At 44.8% G+C, this 16,482-nt stretch carries 14 protein-coding genes and 2 tRNA genes; 1 reads left to right on the top strand and 15 read right to left on the bottom strand.

Annotation, left to right across the window (positions count from 1 at the left end):
• Nucleotides 1-46 precede the first annotated feature (46 nt).
• From pnp to rlmE, 14 genes are all read right to left on the bottom strand, one after another.
• Nucleotides 47-2,167: a polyribonucleotide nucleotidyltransferase gene (gene pnp / locus FLM53_RS04870; RefSeq protein WP_017633285.1), complete on the bottom strand. Its 2,121-nt coding sequence runs from the start codon at nt 2,165-2,167 to the stop codon at nt 47-49.
• Between the two features lie 352 nt (nt 2,168-2,519).
• The gene (rpsO, locus tag FLM53_RS04875; protein ID WP_004728948.1) at nt 2,520-2,789 is read right to left on the bottom strand and encodes a 30S ribosomal protein S15; all 270 of its coding nucleotides are present in this window, start codon (nt 2,787-2,789) and stop codon (nt 2,520-2,522) included.
• Between the two features lie 211 nt (nt 2,790-3,000).
• Nucleotides 3,001-3,960 (bottom strand): tRNA pseudouridine(55) synthase TruB, encoded by a 960-nt coding sequence (gene truB, locus FLM53_RS04880; protein WP_176680392.1) that lies wholly within the window; start codon nt 3,958-3,960, stop codon nt 3,001-3,003.
• Nucleotides 3,960-4,373, bottom strand: coding sequence for a 30S ribosome-binding factor RbfA (gene rbfA, locus FLM53_RS04885; protein ID WP_017633284.1), 414 nt, complete (start codon nt 4,371-4,373; stop codon nt 3,960-3,962). The genes truB and rbfA overlap by 1 nt, the downstream gene beginning before the upstream one ends.
• Before the next feature lie 134 nt (nt 4,374-4,507).
• On the bottom strand, nt 4,508-7,198 hold the full coding sequence (gene infB / locus FLM53_RS04890; protein WP_176680393.1) for a translation initiation factor IF-2: 2,691 nt from the start codon (nt 7,196-7,198) through the stop codon (nt 4,508-4,510).
• Between the two features lie 22 nt (nt 7,199-7,220).
• Nucleotides 7,221-8,708: a transcription termination factor NusA gene (gene nusA / locus FLM53_RS04895; protein ID WP_017633283.1), complete on the bottom strand. Its 1,488-nt coding sequence runs from the start codon at nt 8,706-8,708 to the stop codon at nt 7,221-7,223.
• A gap of 35 nt (nt 8,709-8,743) precedes the next feature.
• Complete coding sequence (rimP, locus tag FLM53_RS04900) at nt 8,744-9,199, bottom strand: ribosome maturation factor RimP (protein WP_004738265.1); 456 nt, start codon at nt 9,197-9,199, stop codon at nt 8,744-8,746.
• 234 nt (nt 9,200-9,433) lie between these two features.
• Nucleotides 9,434-9,510, bottom strand: a tRNA-Met gene (locus FLM53_RS04905).
• Between the two features lie 53 nt (nt 9,511-9,563).
• Nucleotides 9,564-9,648 (bottom strand) — tRNA-Leu (locus FLM53_RS04910).
• Between the two features lie 16 nt (nt 9,649-9,664).
• Nucleotides 9,665-9,997 (bottom strand): preprotein translocase subunit SecG, encoded by a 333-nt coding sequence (gene secG / locus FLM53_RS04915; RefSeq protein WP_017633282.1) that lies wholly within the window; start codon nt 9,995-9,997, stop codon nt 9,665-9,667.
• Nucleotides 9,998-10,291: 294 nt separating this feature from the next.
• The gene (glmM, locus tag FLM53_RS04920; RefSeq protein WP_176680394.1) at nt 10,292-11,632 is read right to left on the bottom strand and encodes a phosphoglucosamine mutase; all 1,341 of its coding nucleotides are present in this window, start codon (nt 11,630-11,632) and stop codon (nt 10,292-10,294) included.
• Between the two features lie 20 nt (nt 11,633-11,652).
• Entirely contained in the window at nt 11,653-12,483 is an 831-nt protein-coding gene (gene folP, locus FLM53_RS04925; RefSeq protein WP_176680395.1) for a dihydropteroate synthase, read from the bottom strand.
• An 89-nt stretch (nt 12,484-12,572) separates the two neighbouring features.
• Complete coding sequence (ftsH, locus tag FLM53_RS04930; RefSeq protein ID WP_176680396.1) at nt 12,573-14,540, bottom strand: ATP-dependent zinc metalloprotease FtsH; 1,968 nt, start codon at nt 14,538-14,540, stop codon at nt 12,573-12,575.
• A 107-nt stretch (nt 14,541-14,647) separates the two neighbouring features.
• A complete protein-coding gene (rlmE, locus tag FLM53_RS04935; protein WP_017633278.1) occupies nt 14,648-15,277 on the bottom strand; it encodes a 23S rRNA (uridine(2552)-2'-O)-methyltransferase RlmE in 630 nt (209 codons plus the stop codon).
• A 114-nt stretch (nt 15,278-15,391) separates the two neighbouring features.
• Between rlmE and yhbY the strand changes: the two genes are divergently transcribed.
• Nucleotides 15,392-15,688 (top strand): ribosome assembly RNA-binding protein YhbY, encoded by a 297-nt coding sequence (gene yhbY / locus FLM53_RS04940; protein WP_004738252.1) that lies wholly within the window; start codon nt 15,392-15,394, stop codon nt 15,686-15,688.
• 123 nt (nt 15,689-15,811) lie between these two features.
• On the opposite strand, the gene greA is transcribed toward yhbY, so the two are convergent.
• Entirely contained in the window at nt 15,812-16,285 is a 474-nt protein-coding gene (gene greA / locus FLM53_RS04945) for a transcription elongation factor GreA (protein WP_017633277.1), read from the bottom strand.
• Nucleotides 16,286-16,482 lie beyond the last annotated feature (197 nt).

Genomic DNA, 16,482 nt, shown 5'->3' on the forward strand with positions numbered 1-16,482 from the left:
GGTTAGAAATCACTAAAAAGCGATATCACCATCGACACACTGAGAATTACTCAGCAGCAGGTGCTTCGCCTTCAGCTGGCGTTTCAACTGCTTCTTTCATGCTTAGACGTACACGGCCTTGACGGTCAATTTCAAGAACCTTAACTGGCACTTCTTGACCTTCAGTTAGATAGTCAGACACTTTCTCAACGCGCTTGTCAGCGATTTGAGAGATGTGTACTAGACCATCTTTACCTGGAAGGATAGTTACGAATGCACCGAAGTCTGCTAGACGAGCAACTTTACCTTGGTAAATGCGGCCAACTTCAACTTCAGCTGTGATCTCTTCGATACGACGGATAGCTTCTTTAGCTGCTGCGCCTTCAGTAGCAGCAATCTTGATTGTGCCATCGTCTTCGATTTCGATTGTAGTACCCGTTTCTTCACAAAGAGCACGGATAACTGCGCCGCCTTTACCGATAACATCTTTGATCTTATCAGAGCTGATTTTCATTGTGTGGATACGTGGAGCGAATTCAGAGATATCTTCACGAGCACCAGAGATAGCTTCATCCATTACAGAAAGGATGTGCTTACGTGCACCTTGCGCTTGGTTAAGAGCAATTTGCATGATCTCTTTAGTGATACCTTCGATCTTGATGTCCATTTGAAGAGCAGTAATACCTTCGTTAGTACCTGCTACTTTAAAGTCCATGTCACCTAGGTGATCTTCGTCGCCAAGGATGTCAGAAAGAACAACGAAGTCGTCGCCTTCTTTAACAAGACCCATTGCGATACCCGCAACAGAAGACTTGATTGGAACACCAGCATCCATAAGAGCTAGAGATGTACCACATACAGAAGCCATTGAAGAAGAACCGTTAGATTCAGTGATTTCCGATACAACACGAACTGTGTATGGGAACTCATCAACAGAAGGCATTACTGCAGCGATACCACGCTTAGCTAGCTTACCGTGGCCGATTTCACGACGCTTAGGAGAACCTACAAAACCAGTTTCGCCAACACAGTATGGAGGGAAGTTGTAGTGTAGTAGGAAGTTGTCTTTACGCTCGCCTGTTAGCTCATCGATGATTTGAGCGTCACGTTGTGTGCCAAGAGTAGCAGTAACGATAGCTTGAGTTTCACCACGAGTGAATAGAGAAGAACCGTGTGTACGTGGAAGAACACCAGTACGTACGTCTAGCGCACGAACCATGTCTTTTTCACGACCGTCGATACGTGGGTTGCCAGCGATGATGCGGCTACGTACAACGTTTTTCTCTAGAGAACCAAGCATGCCGCGGATTTCGCGCTCGTTTAGTTCTTCGTCTTGAGCTAGTAGTGCTTCAACAACGTCGTTCTTGATTGCGCCAACTTGCTCGTAACGAGCCATTTTTTCAGTGATTTGGTAAGCGTCAGATAGACGAGCTTCTGCAAGCTCAGCAACACGAGCTTTAAGCTCAGTGTTTACTACTGGTGCTTCCCAGTTCCACGCTGGAGTAGCAACTTCTGCTGCGAACTCGTTGATAGCGTTGATAACAACTTGTTGTTGATCGTGACCGAAAACAACTGCAGAAAGCATTTCTTCTTCAGTTAGGTTATCAGCTTCAGATTCAACCATAAGAACCGCGCCTTCAGTACCAGAAACCACTAGGTCTAGTTTAGAAGTTTCAAGTTCAGTTGTGCTTGGGTTAAGAACAAGTTGACCGTCGATGTGACCTACACGTGCAGCACCGATTGGACCGTTGAACGGGATACCAGAGATAGCAAGAGCTGCTGAAGTACCGATCATTGTTACCATGTCAGGTTGAACGTCTGGGTTTACAGACATTACTGTAGCGATAACTTGAACTTCGTTCTTGAATGAATCTGGGAAAAGAGGACGAATTGGACGGTCGATTAGACGAGCCGTTAGTGTTTCGCCTTCAGATGGACGACCTTCACGCTTGAAGAAGCCACCTGGGATTTTACCAGCAGCGTATGTACGCTCTTGGTAGTTAACTGTTAGAGGGAAGAAGTCTTGACCTTCTACCGCTTCTTTTTTACCAACAACAGATACGAATACTGAAGTATCGTCCATTGTTACCATAACTGCTGCAGTAGCTTGACGAGCAATAACGCCAGTTTCTAGAGTAACTGTGTGGTTACCGTACTGAAACGTTTTTACAACTGGTTTCTCAAACATTGTATTTCCTTTATCTAAAGAGTGTTCTTTAGAGTCAGTAAGTTGGAACCCAAAAATCACCAATCGCGACTAGTCAAAGCAGACGGAATTGATTCGTTATATTAAATATACAACGAGCATCCACTTTGAATAGTCGCGACCTATTGGCCGACATCTGTGACTGTAACTTCTGGGTCGTATAATACCTATACAGATAGCTGTACAGGCGAGGCATAGTATAAACTATTTTTATATACAGGGATATTTTCACGCTGAAAAAGCTCCGTGAATTACTTCAAACTCTGTCTTTCAGGCACAAAAAAAGGAGCAATAAATGCTCCTTTTCTTCAAACAGTCTTTGCAGACATCGCTATTAGCGACGTAGGCCTAGGCGCTTGATTAGATCTTGGTAACGAGAAAGGTCTTTACCTTTCAGGTAGTCAAGAAGCTTACGACGGCTAGAAACCATACGTAGAAGACCACGACGGCTGTGGTGATCGCCTTTGTGTGCTTTGAAGTGACCTTGAAGGTGGTTGATAGAAGCAGTTAGTAGTGCTACTTGTACTTCTGGTGAACCAGTATCGCCTTCAGCGCGTGCGTATTCTGCAACGATTGCTGCTTTAGTTTCTGCATTCAGAGACATAATTCTCTCCTGATAAGAGTAGTTTAATATTTGTAGCAGCCAATCTCTGATTCAGCCGCTACGCGAGCCGAGGATTATAGGGAAGTTTGCCAGTTGGTGCAATAACAATCGAACGCCTTAAAAACGAAAAAAGCGAACCACCTAAATTCGGCGTCCGCTTTCTGTATTATTTGCTCGTCTTTAATGACTCAGCGCGAATATCTCACTCGATTTAAGCACTCGCTTGTGGTTCTTCATCTCTGAAAACAACCAAACGTTTCGGTGCTACTCGGCCATCTTCAGCAATTTGAGCAACGCCAACAAACAGCTTCTCTTCACCGCTTGTCATGCGAACCGTACCTTCCGTTGGCGCACCAGCAACTTGAACAGGCATACCGTGCTGAACTAGGTCAGTCAGTTCCGCATTCAGGTTTACTTCAGGTAAGTCTTCAACGGCTGTATCCATTGGCATCAACAGTGGATCAAGCAGCTCTTTCGGTGCAATTTCTTGCGCCTGCGCTTGCTCTAAGATCTCGTTCAGTTGTTCCAACGTTACCATACGCTCGTAAGGGTACTTTGCTACACCAGTACGTCGAAGCATGGTCACGTGAGCACCACAACCTAGCATCTCACCAAGATCGTCGGTGATTGTACGGATGTAAGTACCTTTTGAACAATGCACTTCCATCTCAACTTCATCGCCTTCAAAGCGAAGCAGTTCAATAGAGTACACAGTAATCTTACGAGACTCACGAGGAACCTCAATACCTGCACGTGCGTATTCATACAATGGCTTACCTTGATACTTCAATGCAGAGAACATTGAAGGGATCTGGTCAGTTTCACCTTTGAAGGTTTCGATACAACGCTCAAGTTGTTCTTGAGTCACGTTTACATCACGTGTCTCTACCACTTCACCATCTGAGTCAGAGGTATTGGTACGCTCACCAAGCTTAGCGATCACTACGTAGCGCTTATCAGAATCTAACAGAAACTGAGAGAACTTCGTTGCTTCACCAAGACAAATCGGCAGCATGCCAGTCGCAAGAGGATCCAGAGCACCGGTGTGCCCTGCCTTCTCTGCAAAGTAAATACGCTTTACTTTTTGCAGTGCATCATTAGACGAAATGCCTGTTGGCTTATCTAATAGAATTACCCCGTTAATAGGGCGACCTTTACGACGGCGAGCCATTACTCTTCGCCCTTAGACTGAGTTTCGTCAGTACGGCCAGCTTCTTGTTGCTTACGCTTATCATCGTTTAGAACTTCACTTACTAGGTTAGACATACGCATGCCTTCTACTAGTGTGTTGTCGTAAGTAAAACGAACTTCAGGCGTTAGACGGTGACGAATACGCTTGCCTAGCGCCATACGGATTGGCACTTCGTGCTCTTTAAGAGCTGCAAGACATGATTCCGGTGTTTGCTCACCAATACATAGGAAAGTAACGAATACTTTTGCGTAAGCAAGGTCACGAGACACTTCTACGTCTGAGATGGTTACCATACCGATACGTGAGTCACGAACTTCACGTTGTAGGATAAGTGCTAGCTCTTTTTGAAGCTGCTGAGACACACGTTGTGTGCGGCTAAATTCTTTTGACATTTTCTTTTCTCACTTAGAAAGATGGGGGGCTTGGTAATTACCAGCCCCCCATGGTGTATTCAACAACCGATTACTTATTACCTTTACTAGTAATGTTAGTAACCTTAGTCAATATGTCGAGTCGTACAGACTGATTAGTCTAGAGTACGTTGAACCTCAACGATTTCGAATACTTCGATCTGGTCACCAACGCGTACGTCGTTGTAGTTCTTAACGCCGACACCACACTCGTAACCATTCTTAACTTCTTGAACATCGTCTTTAAAGCGACGAAGTGACTCTAGCTCACCTTCGTAGATAACAACGTTTTCACGAAGTACACGAATTGGGTTGCTACGCTTAATCGTACCTTCAGTAACGATACAACCAGCGATTGCACCAAGTTTAGGCGACTTAAATACGTCACGAACTTGAGCAAGACCAATGATCTCTTGACGGAATTCAGGAGCAAGCATACCGCCCATTGCCTGTTTAACTTCGTCGATCAGTTGGTAAATAATTGAGTAGTAACGTAGGTCTAGGTTTTCGTTCTGAACCGTGTTACGCGCAGTTGCGTCAGCACGAACGTTGAAACCAAGGATGATAGCGTTAGAAGCTGCTGCAAGTGTTGCATCAGTTTCAGTAATACCACCAACACCAGAACCTACGATGTTCACTTTAACTTCGTCAGTTGATAGTTTCAGTAGAGAATCAGCGATTGCTTCTACAGAACCTTGAACGTCAGCTTTTAGTACTACGTTCAGTTCAGCAACTTCACCAGCAGCCATGTTCGCGAACATGTTCTCTAGTTTAGCTTTCTGTTGACGAGCTAGTTTAACATCACGGAATTTACCTTGACGGTAGTTCGCTACTTCACGAGCTTTACGCTCGTCACGAACAACAGTTGCTTCATCACCAGAAGCAGGAACGCCAGATAGACCTAGAATCTCTACAGGGATAGAAGGACCCGCTGTAGTTACTTCTTTACCGTTCTCATCGCGCATTGCACGAACACGGCCGTACTCTTGACCACAAAGAACGATGTCGCCTTTGTTTAGAGTACCAGACTGTACTAGTACTGTTGCAACTGGACCGCGACCTTTATCAAGGCGAGATTCAACAACAACACCAGACGCCATGCCTTCTTTAACAGCTGTCAGTTCAAGAACTTCAGACTGAAGAAGGATAGCTTCTAGAAGACCATCGATGTTTGTACCCTGTTTAGCAGAGATGTGAACGAACATGTTCTCACCGCCCCACTCCTCAGGGATTACGTCGTATTGAGCTAGCTCATTCTTAACGTTGTCTGGGTTTGCACCCTCTTTATCGATCTTGTTCACAGCAACAATCAGAGGAACGCCTGCCGCTTTCGCGTGCTGGATTGCTTCGATTGTTTGTGGCATTACGCCATCATCTGCTGCAACTACTAGTACAACGATATCTGTTGCTTGAGCACCACGAGCACGCATAGCAGTAAACGCCGCGTGTCCAGGAGTATCAAGGAAAGTGATCATGCCGTTGTCAGTATCTACGTGGTAAGCACCGATGTGCTGCGTGATACCGCCAGCTTCGCCAGAAGCAACGTGTGCTTTACGAATGTAATCCAGTGTTGAAGTTTTACCGTGGTCAACGTGACCCATGATAGTAACAACAGGAGCACGACCTTCAGCGATTGCATCGCTATCACGGTCAGCTAGTACTGCTTCTTCAAGTTCGTTTTCTTTACGTAGGATTACCTTGTGACCCATTTCTTCAGCAACAAGTTGTGCTGTTTCTTGGTCGATCACTTGGTTGATAGTCGCCATAGCGCCCATCTTCATCATTACTTTGATAACTTCAGTTGCTTTAACTGACATTTTGCTAGCCAGTTCAGAAACAACGATAGTCTCGCCGATAGCAACGTCAGATTTAGCAACAGTTGCTGACTTATCGAAGCCTTGCTGCATTGAAGTTGGTTTCGCAAGCTTACCTTTAGCGCCACGACCACGTTGGTTACGACCACCACGGTTGTTGCCAGGTTGGTTAGCTGGAGCTGCTTTCTTTTTACGACGACGAGGCGCTTTTTCTTCTTTCTGATCCGCTGCATCTTCAGCTTCACGCGCGTAAGTAGAAGTAGTCACGTGGTAGTCCGCAGACTTCTCTTGCTCTTTCTTCTTCTTCTCTTCTTCAGTCCAGCGAGCTTCGTTTTCTTCAGCTAGCTTACGAGCTTCCTCTACAAGCTTAGCTGCTTCAGCTTCTGCTTTACGAGTTGCCTCTTGCTCTTGACGAGCTTTTAGTTCATCCGCTTCTTTTTTCGCTTGTGCGTTAGCGTCTGCATTTTTTGAATTCATGTCTTTTTTAGCCTTTTCAGCTTGTGCGCGTTGAGCTTTTTCTTCAGCATCACGTTTTGCATCCGCTTCACGTTTTGCTTTCTCATCAGCTTCGCGCTGTGCTTTCTCTGCAGCTTCACGTTTCGCAAGCTCTTCAGCTTCTTGACGTGCTTTCTCTTCCGCTTCACGTGATGCTGCATCCTCAGCTTCACGTTTCGCTTCGTCTTCAATAGCGCTGCGCTTCACGTAAGTACGTTTTTTACGTACCTCTACTTGAACATCCTTACTCTTACCGCCTCCAGCGGCAACACTTAGCGTGCTGCGGGTCTTGCGTTGAAGAGTTAAACGAGTCGGCTCTGCTTCACCAGAAGTATCGCCATGCTCCTTTTTAAGGTGCGTTAGCAATGTTTGCTTCTCTGAATCAGTTACTTGATCCGACCCTGATTTCTTCATGCCTGCATCAGCAAGTTGTTCAATTAAGCGGTCAACTGGCGTACCAATCTCTTCACTCAGTGCTTTAACTGTTAATTGTGTCATACCGCTTTCTCTCCTTGCTGAATTATTCTTCGTCGCCGAACCAACAGATGTTACGCGCAGCCATAATTAGCTCGCCCGCACGCTCTGCAGTTAGGTCTTCAATGCCTTCTAGTTCATCAACGCCTTGGTCAGCTAGGTCTTCCAATGTTGCCACGCCTTTAGCTGCCAGTTTGTAAGCCATTTCACGTTCTAGGCCTTCAAGTGCTAGCAAGTCCTCAGCAGGCTCAACACCGTCGAAAGTTTCTTCTTTCGCTAGTGCTAGAGTCGTTAGTGCATCTTTAGCACGGCTACGAAGTTCTTCAACGATGCCTTCGTCTAGGCCATCTACTTCAAGAAGTTCGTTTACTGGTACGTAAGCCACTTCTTCTAGTGTAGAGAAACCTTCTTCAACAAGCAGTTGAGCAAAGTCTTCTTCGATGTCTAGGTGCTTCATGAAGTTTTCAATAGAAGCAACTGCTTCTTCTTGGTGTTTCTTCTGAAGATCTTCAACCGTCATTACGTTCAGTTCCCAACCAGTCAGTTGAGACGCTAGACGTACGTTTTGACCGCTACGGCCGATAGCTTGTGCTAGGTTATCCGCTTCAACAGCGATATCCATAGAGTGTGCATCTTCATCAACGATGATAGAAGCAACATCAGCAGGAGCCATTGCGTTGATTACGAACTGAGCCGGGTTATCGTCCCAAAGTACGATATCGATACGCTCGCCGCCAAGCTCACCAGAAACAGCTTGTACACGTGCACCACGCATACCAACACACGCACCAACAGGGTCAATACGCTTGTCGTTTGTTTTCACAGCGATTTTAGCACGAGAACCAGCGTCACGTGCAGCACCTTTAAGTTCAATTAGCTCTTCGCCAATTTCAGGTACTTCAACACGGAATAGTTCAGCAAGCATTTCAGGCTTAGAGCGAGTAATGAATAGCTGGAAACCACGAGCTTCAGGTTTAACTGCGTATAGAAGACCACGAACACGGTCACCTGGACGGAAGTTTTCACGAGGAAGTTGGTCATCACGAAGGATCACTGCTTCAGCGTTGTTACCTAGGTCTAGGATAATTGTGTCACGGTTAACTTTCTTAACAACACCCGTTACTAGCTCACCTTCGTTGTCGATGAACTGTTCAACGATTTGAGCACGCTCAGCTTCACGTACTTTCTGTACGATAACTTGCTTAGCTGTTTGAGTCGTAATACGGTCAAATGTAACTGATTCGATGTCGTCTTCGATGAAACCGCCAAGTTCGATCTCTGGATCATCGTACTTTGCAGCTTCAAGAGAGATCTCTTTCGTTGGGAATTCAACTTCTTCAACAGCTTCCCAGCGACGGAAAGTTTCGAAATCACCCGTTTTACGGTCGATTTCAACACGAACTTCAATTTCTAGTTCGCTTTTCTTTTTAGTTGCTGTTGCAAGCGCGATTTCAAGCGCTTCAAAAATACGCTCACGAGGAACTGCTTTCTCGTTAGAAACAGCTTCTACTACCGCCAAAATTTCTTTGTTCATTAATCTAGCCTCTTAAGCTCTTCTCTCTAGGAGAACTAAAATTTAGGGATCAGGTTCGCTTTCGCAATATTGCTCAGGACGAATTCTTCTTCTTGTCCTTCAACCAATACTTTTACTGTCTCGCCTTCAATAGATTGGATATCACCTTTCCATTTACGACGGTTGCCGACAGCCATTTTCAAAACGATGCTTACCTCGTGACCAATAAATTGTTGGTAATGCTCTGCTTTGAACAGTGGTCTCTCTAAACCTGGTGAAGACACTTCAAGGTTATAAGCCACTGAAATTGGATCTTCAACGTCCATTACGGCACTTACTTGGTGACTAACTTCAGCGCAATCATCTACATTGATACCGTTTGGTGAATCGATGTAAATACGTAGCGTTGAGTGCTCACCAGCACGAATAAATTCTAATCCAACTAACTCATAACCTGATGCTGCTACTGGAGCGTCAAGCATTTCAGTAAGTTGTCTTTCTAAACCAGTCATTTAACCACTCCAGAAACAAAAAAAGGGCTCAAAGCCCAATTTAAATTCCAAGCAAACATTATCTAAATACATTTACAAATGCTTAGATAACAAAAAACCCCGTATAAGCCGGGGTTTTTGTTGCTGGACCCTTATATGCTAAGTGCCATCACATTCGATATCGCACTTAACTCACAGTGAGGTTCACACTGTGCAAACTTGCTACCAACACAAGCTATATAATAGCATTGAAATTGGTTGCGGGAGCCGGATTTGAACCGACGACCTTCGGGTTATGAGCCCGACGAGCTACCAAGCTGCTCCATCCCGCGTCCGACTTGCGAGCATTATACGCCCAACAAGATGTTTTACAAGTTTGTAAACATGGTGCCGAGAGAGGGACTCGAACCCTCACACCCTAAGGCACTAGCACCTCATGCTAGCGTGTCTACCAATTTCACCATCTCGGCATCAAATCTTTACAGATTATTGTGGAATTTCATCGCCTTGCGATGGAACCTCACTCACTGCATCATCAGCTTGCTGAATTACCTGACCTTGGGTCGGGTCAATCCACTGTGACTCAGTCTTATGTGTAGACATATTACCAAGCACTAAGCTAAGGATAAAAAATGTAGTTGCAAAAATTGCAGTCATTCGGGTAAGGAAATTTCCTGAGCCACCAGCACCAAACACAGTGTTTGAAGCGCCAGCACCGAAAGAGGCTCCCATATCTGCGCCTTTACCTTGTTGAATCAACACTAGGCCAATTACACCAAGCGCTGCCAACAGGTAAATCACAAGTAGAACTGTAAACATTTTTCCACCTATGTTCCTAATTGTTGAGCCAGCGCCGTTCAAAAAACTATTTTTAAGAACAAGGCTAGCGACCTCCTAACTGAAGGCCGAGCAATACTAGCGAATGCGACGATGGCTGACAAGGAGAATTTGCTAAAAAATAAGCCTTTACCAAGTGAATGGTCAAAAAAAGGTCAAAAGCGACACAAAACTCATTTACGTCTCTTTTGACCGTTATATCTCTTGACCGTTATATAAGTCAATCACTTCAAATCATAGGCGCTATTCACTACGCCTATTCAGTAAAAGGTTAAATTAGCAGTTTGCTTTTACTGCATCAGCAATCTTAAGTGCAGATGCTTGAACAAGATCGGCATCTTCGCCTTCAACCATCACTCGCAACAATGGCTCAGTACCAGATTTACGTAATAGCACACGACCTTTTTCACCAAGCTCAGCTTCTACTTCAACAACTGCTGCTTTCACTGCTTCTGCTTCTAATGGGTTTGAATCCCCGCTGAAACGAACGTTTTCCAGAACCTGAGGGTATAGAGTCATACCTTGCGAAAGCTCGTTCAGCGTCATTTCACTGTCTACAACCGAAGCCAAAACTTGCAGCGCAGCAACGATAGCATCACCGGTTGTCACTTTATCTAATAGGATAACGTGACCCGAGTTTTCAGCACCGATCTTCCAGCCTTTAGCCAGAAGCTGCTCCATCACGTAACGGTCACCAACAGCGGCACGCACAAATGGAATACCTAGCTGCTTAAGGCCGTTTTCCATACCAAGGTTGGTCATTAGTGTACCAACAACACCACCTTTCAGCTCACCACGACGCAATGCATCACGTGCAATGATGTAAGCGATTTGGTCACCATCAACTTTGTTGCCTAGCTCGTCCACCATGATGATACGGTCACCGTCGCCATCAAAGCCAAGGCCTAGCGCAGCTTTCTCTTCAACCACTTTAGCTTGCAGAGCGCGCACATCGGTTGCGCCAACTTCATGGTTGATGTTGGTGCCGTTTGGCTCAACGCCCATAGCAATCACTTCAGCGCCCAACTCTTTAAATACCGCAGGAGCGATATGATAAGTTGCACCGTGCGCACAATCGACAACAATCTTCATACCAGCAAGCGTCATCTGATTTGGGAATGTGCTCTTACAGAATTCAATGTAACGACCTGCCGCATCGTTTAAACGTACTGCTTTACCTAGTTCAGAAGAATCAACACACTCAATGTCTTTATCAAGTTCAGCTTCAATTGCTAGCTCGATATCGTCTGGAAGTTTTGTACCTTCAGAAGAGAAGAACTTAATGCCGTTATCGTAATAAGGGTTATGCGATGCAGAGATAACAATCCCCGCTTCTGCGCGGAATGTCTGTGTTAGGTATGCAACGGCAGGTGTTGGCATTGGACCCGTAAATGTAGCTTGAAGGCCAGCAGCAGCAAGGCCTGCTTCTAAAGCCGATTCAAGCATGTAGCCAGAGATACGAGTATCTTTACCAATGATCACTTTCTTCGTGCCCTGCTTTGCAAGAACACGACCCGCAGCCCAGCCAAGCTTCAGAACAAAATCAGGTGTAATCGGGTACTGGCCTACTTTGCCACGCACACCATCTGTGCCGAAGTAACGTCTTTTATCAGACATGTTGATTTCCTTAATTATGATTAGTGATTGTTATTCATCACTTCGATTATCTTCATCGCTTCCAATGTATCTTCGACATCGTGAACGCGAATAATTTGTGCACCTTTCATTGCTGCGATGGTCGCGCAAGTCACACTTGCTACCATGCAATCAGCTGGCGCCTTGTCTAATAGCTTAAAGATCATCGATTTTCTCGACATTCCCGCCAAGACAGGCAAGCCCAACGTATGAAACTTCTCAAGGTGCGCTAATAGGTGGTAATTGTGCTCGATGGTTTTACCAAACCCAAAACCTGGGTCTAGAATCAGCTGTTCTTTTGAGATACCAACAACCTCACAAGCTTTAACCCTTTCTTGTAAGAAAGCTTCCACATCCGTTAGAACATCGTCGTAACTAGGGTTAGCTTGCATGGTTCTTGGTTGACCTTTCATATGCATCAAGCAAACCGGAACATTCGCATCAGCGGCAGCTTCTAAAGCACTAGGCTCTTGTAACGCGCGCACATCATTGATCAAATCTGCACCTGCTTCAACTGCTTGGCGCATCACTTCCGCTTTACTGGTATCAATAGAGATCCAAACATCAAACTTAGCGCGAATCGCTTTAATTGCTGGGATAACTCGAGCTAACTCTTCCTCTAGGGAAACGTCAGGAGCTCCGGGACGAGTCGACTCACCACCAATATCAATAATGCTCACGCCAGCTTGAATCATGCGCTCAGCTTGCAGTAAGGCATTGTCTAGTGAATTGAATTTTCCGCCATCAGAGAAAGAATCAGGCGTGACATTGAGAATACCCATTACATGTGGGCGGTCTAAAACGAGTGTTTTATTGTGTGCTTTTAATATCATGAAAGGCGGGTCTTAAAAGGTAAAAACATCTTGGGCTATAAACAGAAAAACCCTGAGCGTACTCAGGGTTTTAATTTATAACTTAGCGATTAAGAATCTTTGTTTTGAGCATCATCTGTTTCAGATTTAACTTCTTCAACTTTCGACTCTTCAGCTTTTGGTTCGGCTGCTGCTTCTTCTGGTTTGGCTTCAGGTTTAGCTTCTTCCTTTGCAGGTTCTGCTTTCGCCTGATCACCCCATCCAGCAGGCTCACGAATGTCGTCTTTACGTTCCATCAAGTCATCAATTTGGCCTGCATCGATCGTTTCAAACTTCATTAGCGCATCTTTCATCGAGTGCATGATATCCATGTTCTCTTCAAGAATTTGCTTCGCACGAGCGTAGTTGCGGTCGATTAGAATACGAATTTCTTCATCGATAAGCTTAGTTGTATCGTCTGAAACATGCTTAGCTTGGCTCATGCCGCGACCTAGGAAAACTTCACCTTCTTCTTCAGCATAAAGAAGAGGACCCAGTTTTTCAGAGAAGCCCCATTGCGTTACCATCTTACGAGCAATATCAGTTGCACGTTCGATATCGTTAGACGCACCAGTCGACACTTTATCTTTACCGTAGATAAGCTCTTCAGCAAGACGACCACCGTACAAGCTAGAAATCATTGATTCTAGATGTTGACGAGACATGCTTACACGATCTTGCTCAGGTAAATACATTGTCACACCAAGTGCACGACCACGTGGAATGATTGACACCTTGTACACTGGATCGTGTTCAGGTACCAAGCGACCAACAATCGCGTGACCCGCCTCGTGGTAAGCCGTTGACTCTTTCACTTCTTCAGACATAACCATTGAACGGCGCTCTGCACCCATCATGATCTTATCTTTCGCAAGTTCAAACTCAACCATAGAGACATTACGCTTGTTACCACGAGCAGCAAATAGAGCCGCTTCGTTCACAAGGTTTGCAAGGTCTGCACCAGAGAAGCCTGGAGTACCACGGGCAATCAGAGATGGTTCAACATCGCCCGATAGTGGAACTTTACGCATGTGTACTTTAAGAATCTGTTCACGACCACGTACATCAGGTAGACCAACCACAACTTGACGGTCGAAACGACCTGGACGAAGTAGTGCTGGGTCTAGTACGTCTGGACGGTTAGTCGCAGCGATAACAATGATACCCTCGTTACCTTCGAAACCATCCATCTCAACCAGCATTTGGTTTAGTGTTTGTTCACGCTCATCGTGACCACCACCAACACCAGCGCCACGTTGACGACCTACCGCATCGATTTCATCGATAAAGATGATACAAGGTGCCGCTTTCTTCGCTTGTTCGAACATGTCACGTACACGAGATGCACCAACACCAACAAACATTTCAACGAAGTCAGAACCTGAGATTGTAAAGAACGGTACTTTCGCTTCACCAGCAATCGCTTTTGCAAGCAATGTCTTACCAGTACCAGGAGGACCAACCAACAGGATACCTGTCGGGATCTTACCACCCAGTTTTTGGAAACGACTTGGGTCACGAAGGTAATCAACAAGCTCTTTCACGTCTTCTTTTGCTTCGTCACAACCAGCAACATCCGCAAACAACGTTTTGATTTGTTCTTCGCTCATCATTCGAGCTTTACTCTTACCGAAAGACATCGCGCCTTTACCGCCGCCACCGCCTTGCATTTGACGCATGAAGAAAATCCACACACCAATCAGTAAGATCATTGGGAACCAAGAGATGAAGATAGTGCCAAGAAGGCTCTGCTCTTCAGGTGGTGTACCCTGAACTTTTACGTTTTGATTAATTAAGTCATCAAGTAGCTTTTGGTCATAAACAGGCATGTAAGTTACATACTTAGAACCACCGCCACGACGTGTGAAAGTGATTTCGCTGTTATTGAACTGTGCGTCTTGAATCTGGCCTTGGCCAACTTCCTGTACAAACGTGGTGTAATCTACTGCTCTGCCGTTACTTTCTCCAGGGCCGAAGCTCTGGAATACCGACATCAACACTACCGCGATAACAAGCCACAGAATTAAATTTTTTGCCATGTCACTCAAGGTGTAAGCCTCTCGATAACTAATTGTAATTAAAGGTAGGGTACTACAGTTTGTAACCTGTAGCCATGTTGTTAACTCTCACTCTTGGAAGAGAATCGTTAACCTTTGTAACCAGTGGCTACGATGAACACTTCACGAGATCGAGCACGAGAAGAGTCGGGTTTTCTAACTTTGACTGTTTTAAACATCTCACGGACATCTTTAACATATTGGTCAAAGCCTTCGCCTTGGAATACTTTTACAACAAAACTACCATTGGTAGCTAGAACTTGTCGACACATATCCAAAGCTAATTCAACTAAATACATAGCTCTTGGCTGATCCACAGAATTGTTGCCCGCTATATTAGGCGCCATATCTGACATCACTACATCAACCATGTTTGGTTGTATACGTTCCAATAGAGCTTCTAGCACAGCGTCTTCACGAAAATCGCCTTGTAAGAAGCTAACGCCAGCAATCGGATCCATTGGTAACAAGTCACACGCAATGATTTGTCCGTTGTCTCCAACAATCTTAGCAGCATATTGAGACCAACCGCCAGGCGCTGCACCTAAATCCACAATGGTCATCCCAGGAGACAGCAATTTATCTTTCGTTTGAATCTCTTCCATTTTGAAATAAGCACGTGAACGATAGCCTTTCTTTCTTGCTTCGTTTGCATACTTGTCGTCGAAGTGTTCCTTCAACCAACGGCCTGAACTGGCCGAGTGTTTCTGTTTGCTCATTGGATACCTAAATTGGAGGAAAGTACTAATTGCTGAATAAATTATAGTCTTCAGCTTTAGATGGCGTTAAAATAGGTTTTTTCAACCCTAATAGTAAAGAAAATTGGCCGCGTAATGAACCTAAGTACCAAACAAAAGCAGCATCTAAAGGGCCTAGCTCACAGTTTAAAACCTGTAGTGCTAATGGGCGCAAATGGACTTACTGAAGCTGTTCTAGCGGAAATCGAATTAGCTCTAGACCACCACGAACTGATCAAGATTAAAGTTGCATCAGAAGACCGTGAGACTAAGCAACTGATTATCGATGCAATTGTACGTGAAACTAAAGCTGAGAAAGTACAGACTATCGGTAAAGTTCTAGTACTGTTCCGTCAGTCAGAAGCACGTAAAATCGAGATTCCACGTAAATAAGAGCTTAATATAAGCTAACTTCGCCAAGAGAAAGCCACTGCGCTTATCTTTTAGTGTAGCGTGAGAAACGAAAAAGGTCGCATTAAGCGACCTTTTTACTTATCAGAAACAAAGAAAATTCAATTAGATATATTCTACTTTGTCGATCTCGAAGTCTTTGTCACCACCAGGGGTAGAGATCATTACTTCGTCGCCTTCCATCTTACCGATAAGACCGCGAGCAATTGGTGATTTCACAGAAATACGGCCAGTTTTGATGTCAGCTTCGTCTTCAGAAACGATTTGGTAGCGGAATTCTTCATCCGTATCAACATCAATCAAAGTCACTGTCGTACCAAAGATAATCTTACCAGTGTTATCCATCTGAGTTACATCGATGATCTGAGCAAGTGATAGCTTGTATTCGATATCTCGAATTTGAGCTTCACAGATCCCCTGCTCTTCACGAGCCGCGTGGTATTCTGCGTTCTCTTTCAAGTCACCCAGTTCACGTGCTTCACCAATAGCTGCTGAAATAATAGGGCGCAGCTTAAGTAGGCGATCTAATTCATCACGTAGCTGCTGAGCGCCACGTACTGTCATTGGAACCTTTTCCATTTTTTACCTCTATGCCAAAGCTTTCTTTGGCCAACATAAATCCACCCAACATATTTATTGGGTGATAGAAACAAAACGATTTGGCTTAGTGTAAACAAACTTGATAGCTAAATCACCTTTATTCCACTTTGCGTTATAAAAGCTTTATCTAGGTCTAAATTACAGACATCACAAAAATGAATAATAACCTACCCATC

It is taken from the genome of Vibrio sp. Scap24, assembly GCF_013394185.1.
Lineage (GTDB): Bacteria > Pseudomonadota > Gammaproteobacteria > Enterobacterales > Vibrionaceae > Vibrio > Vibrio pomeroyi.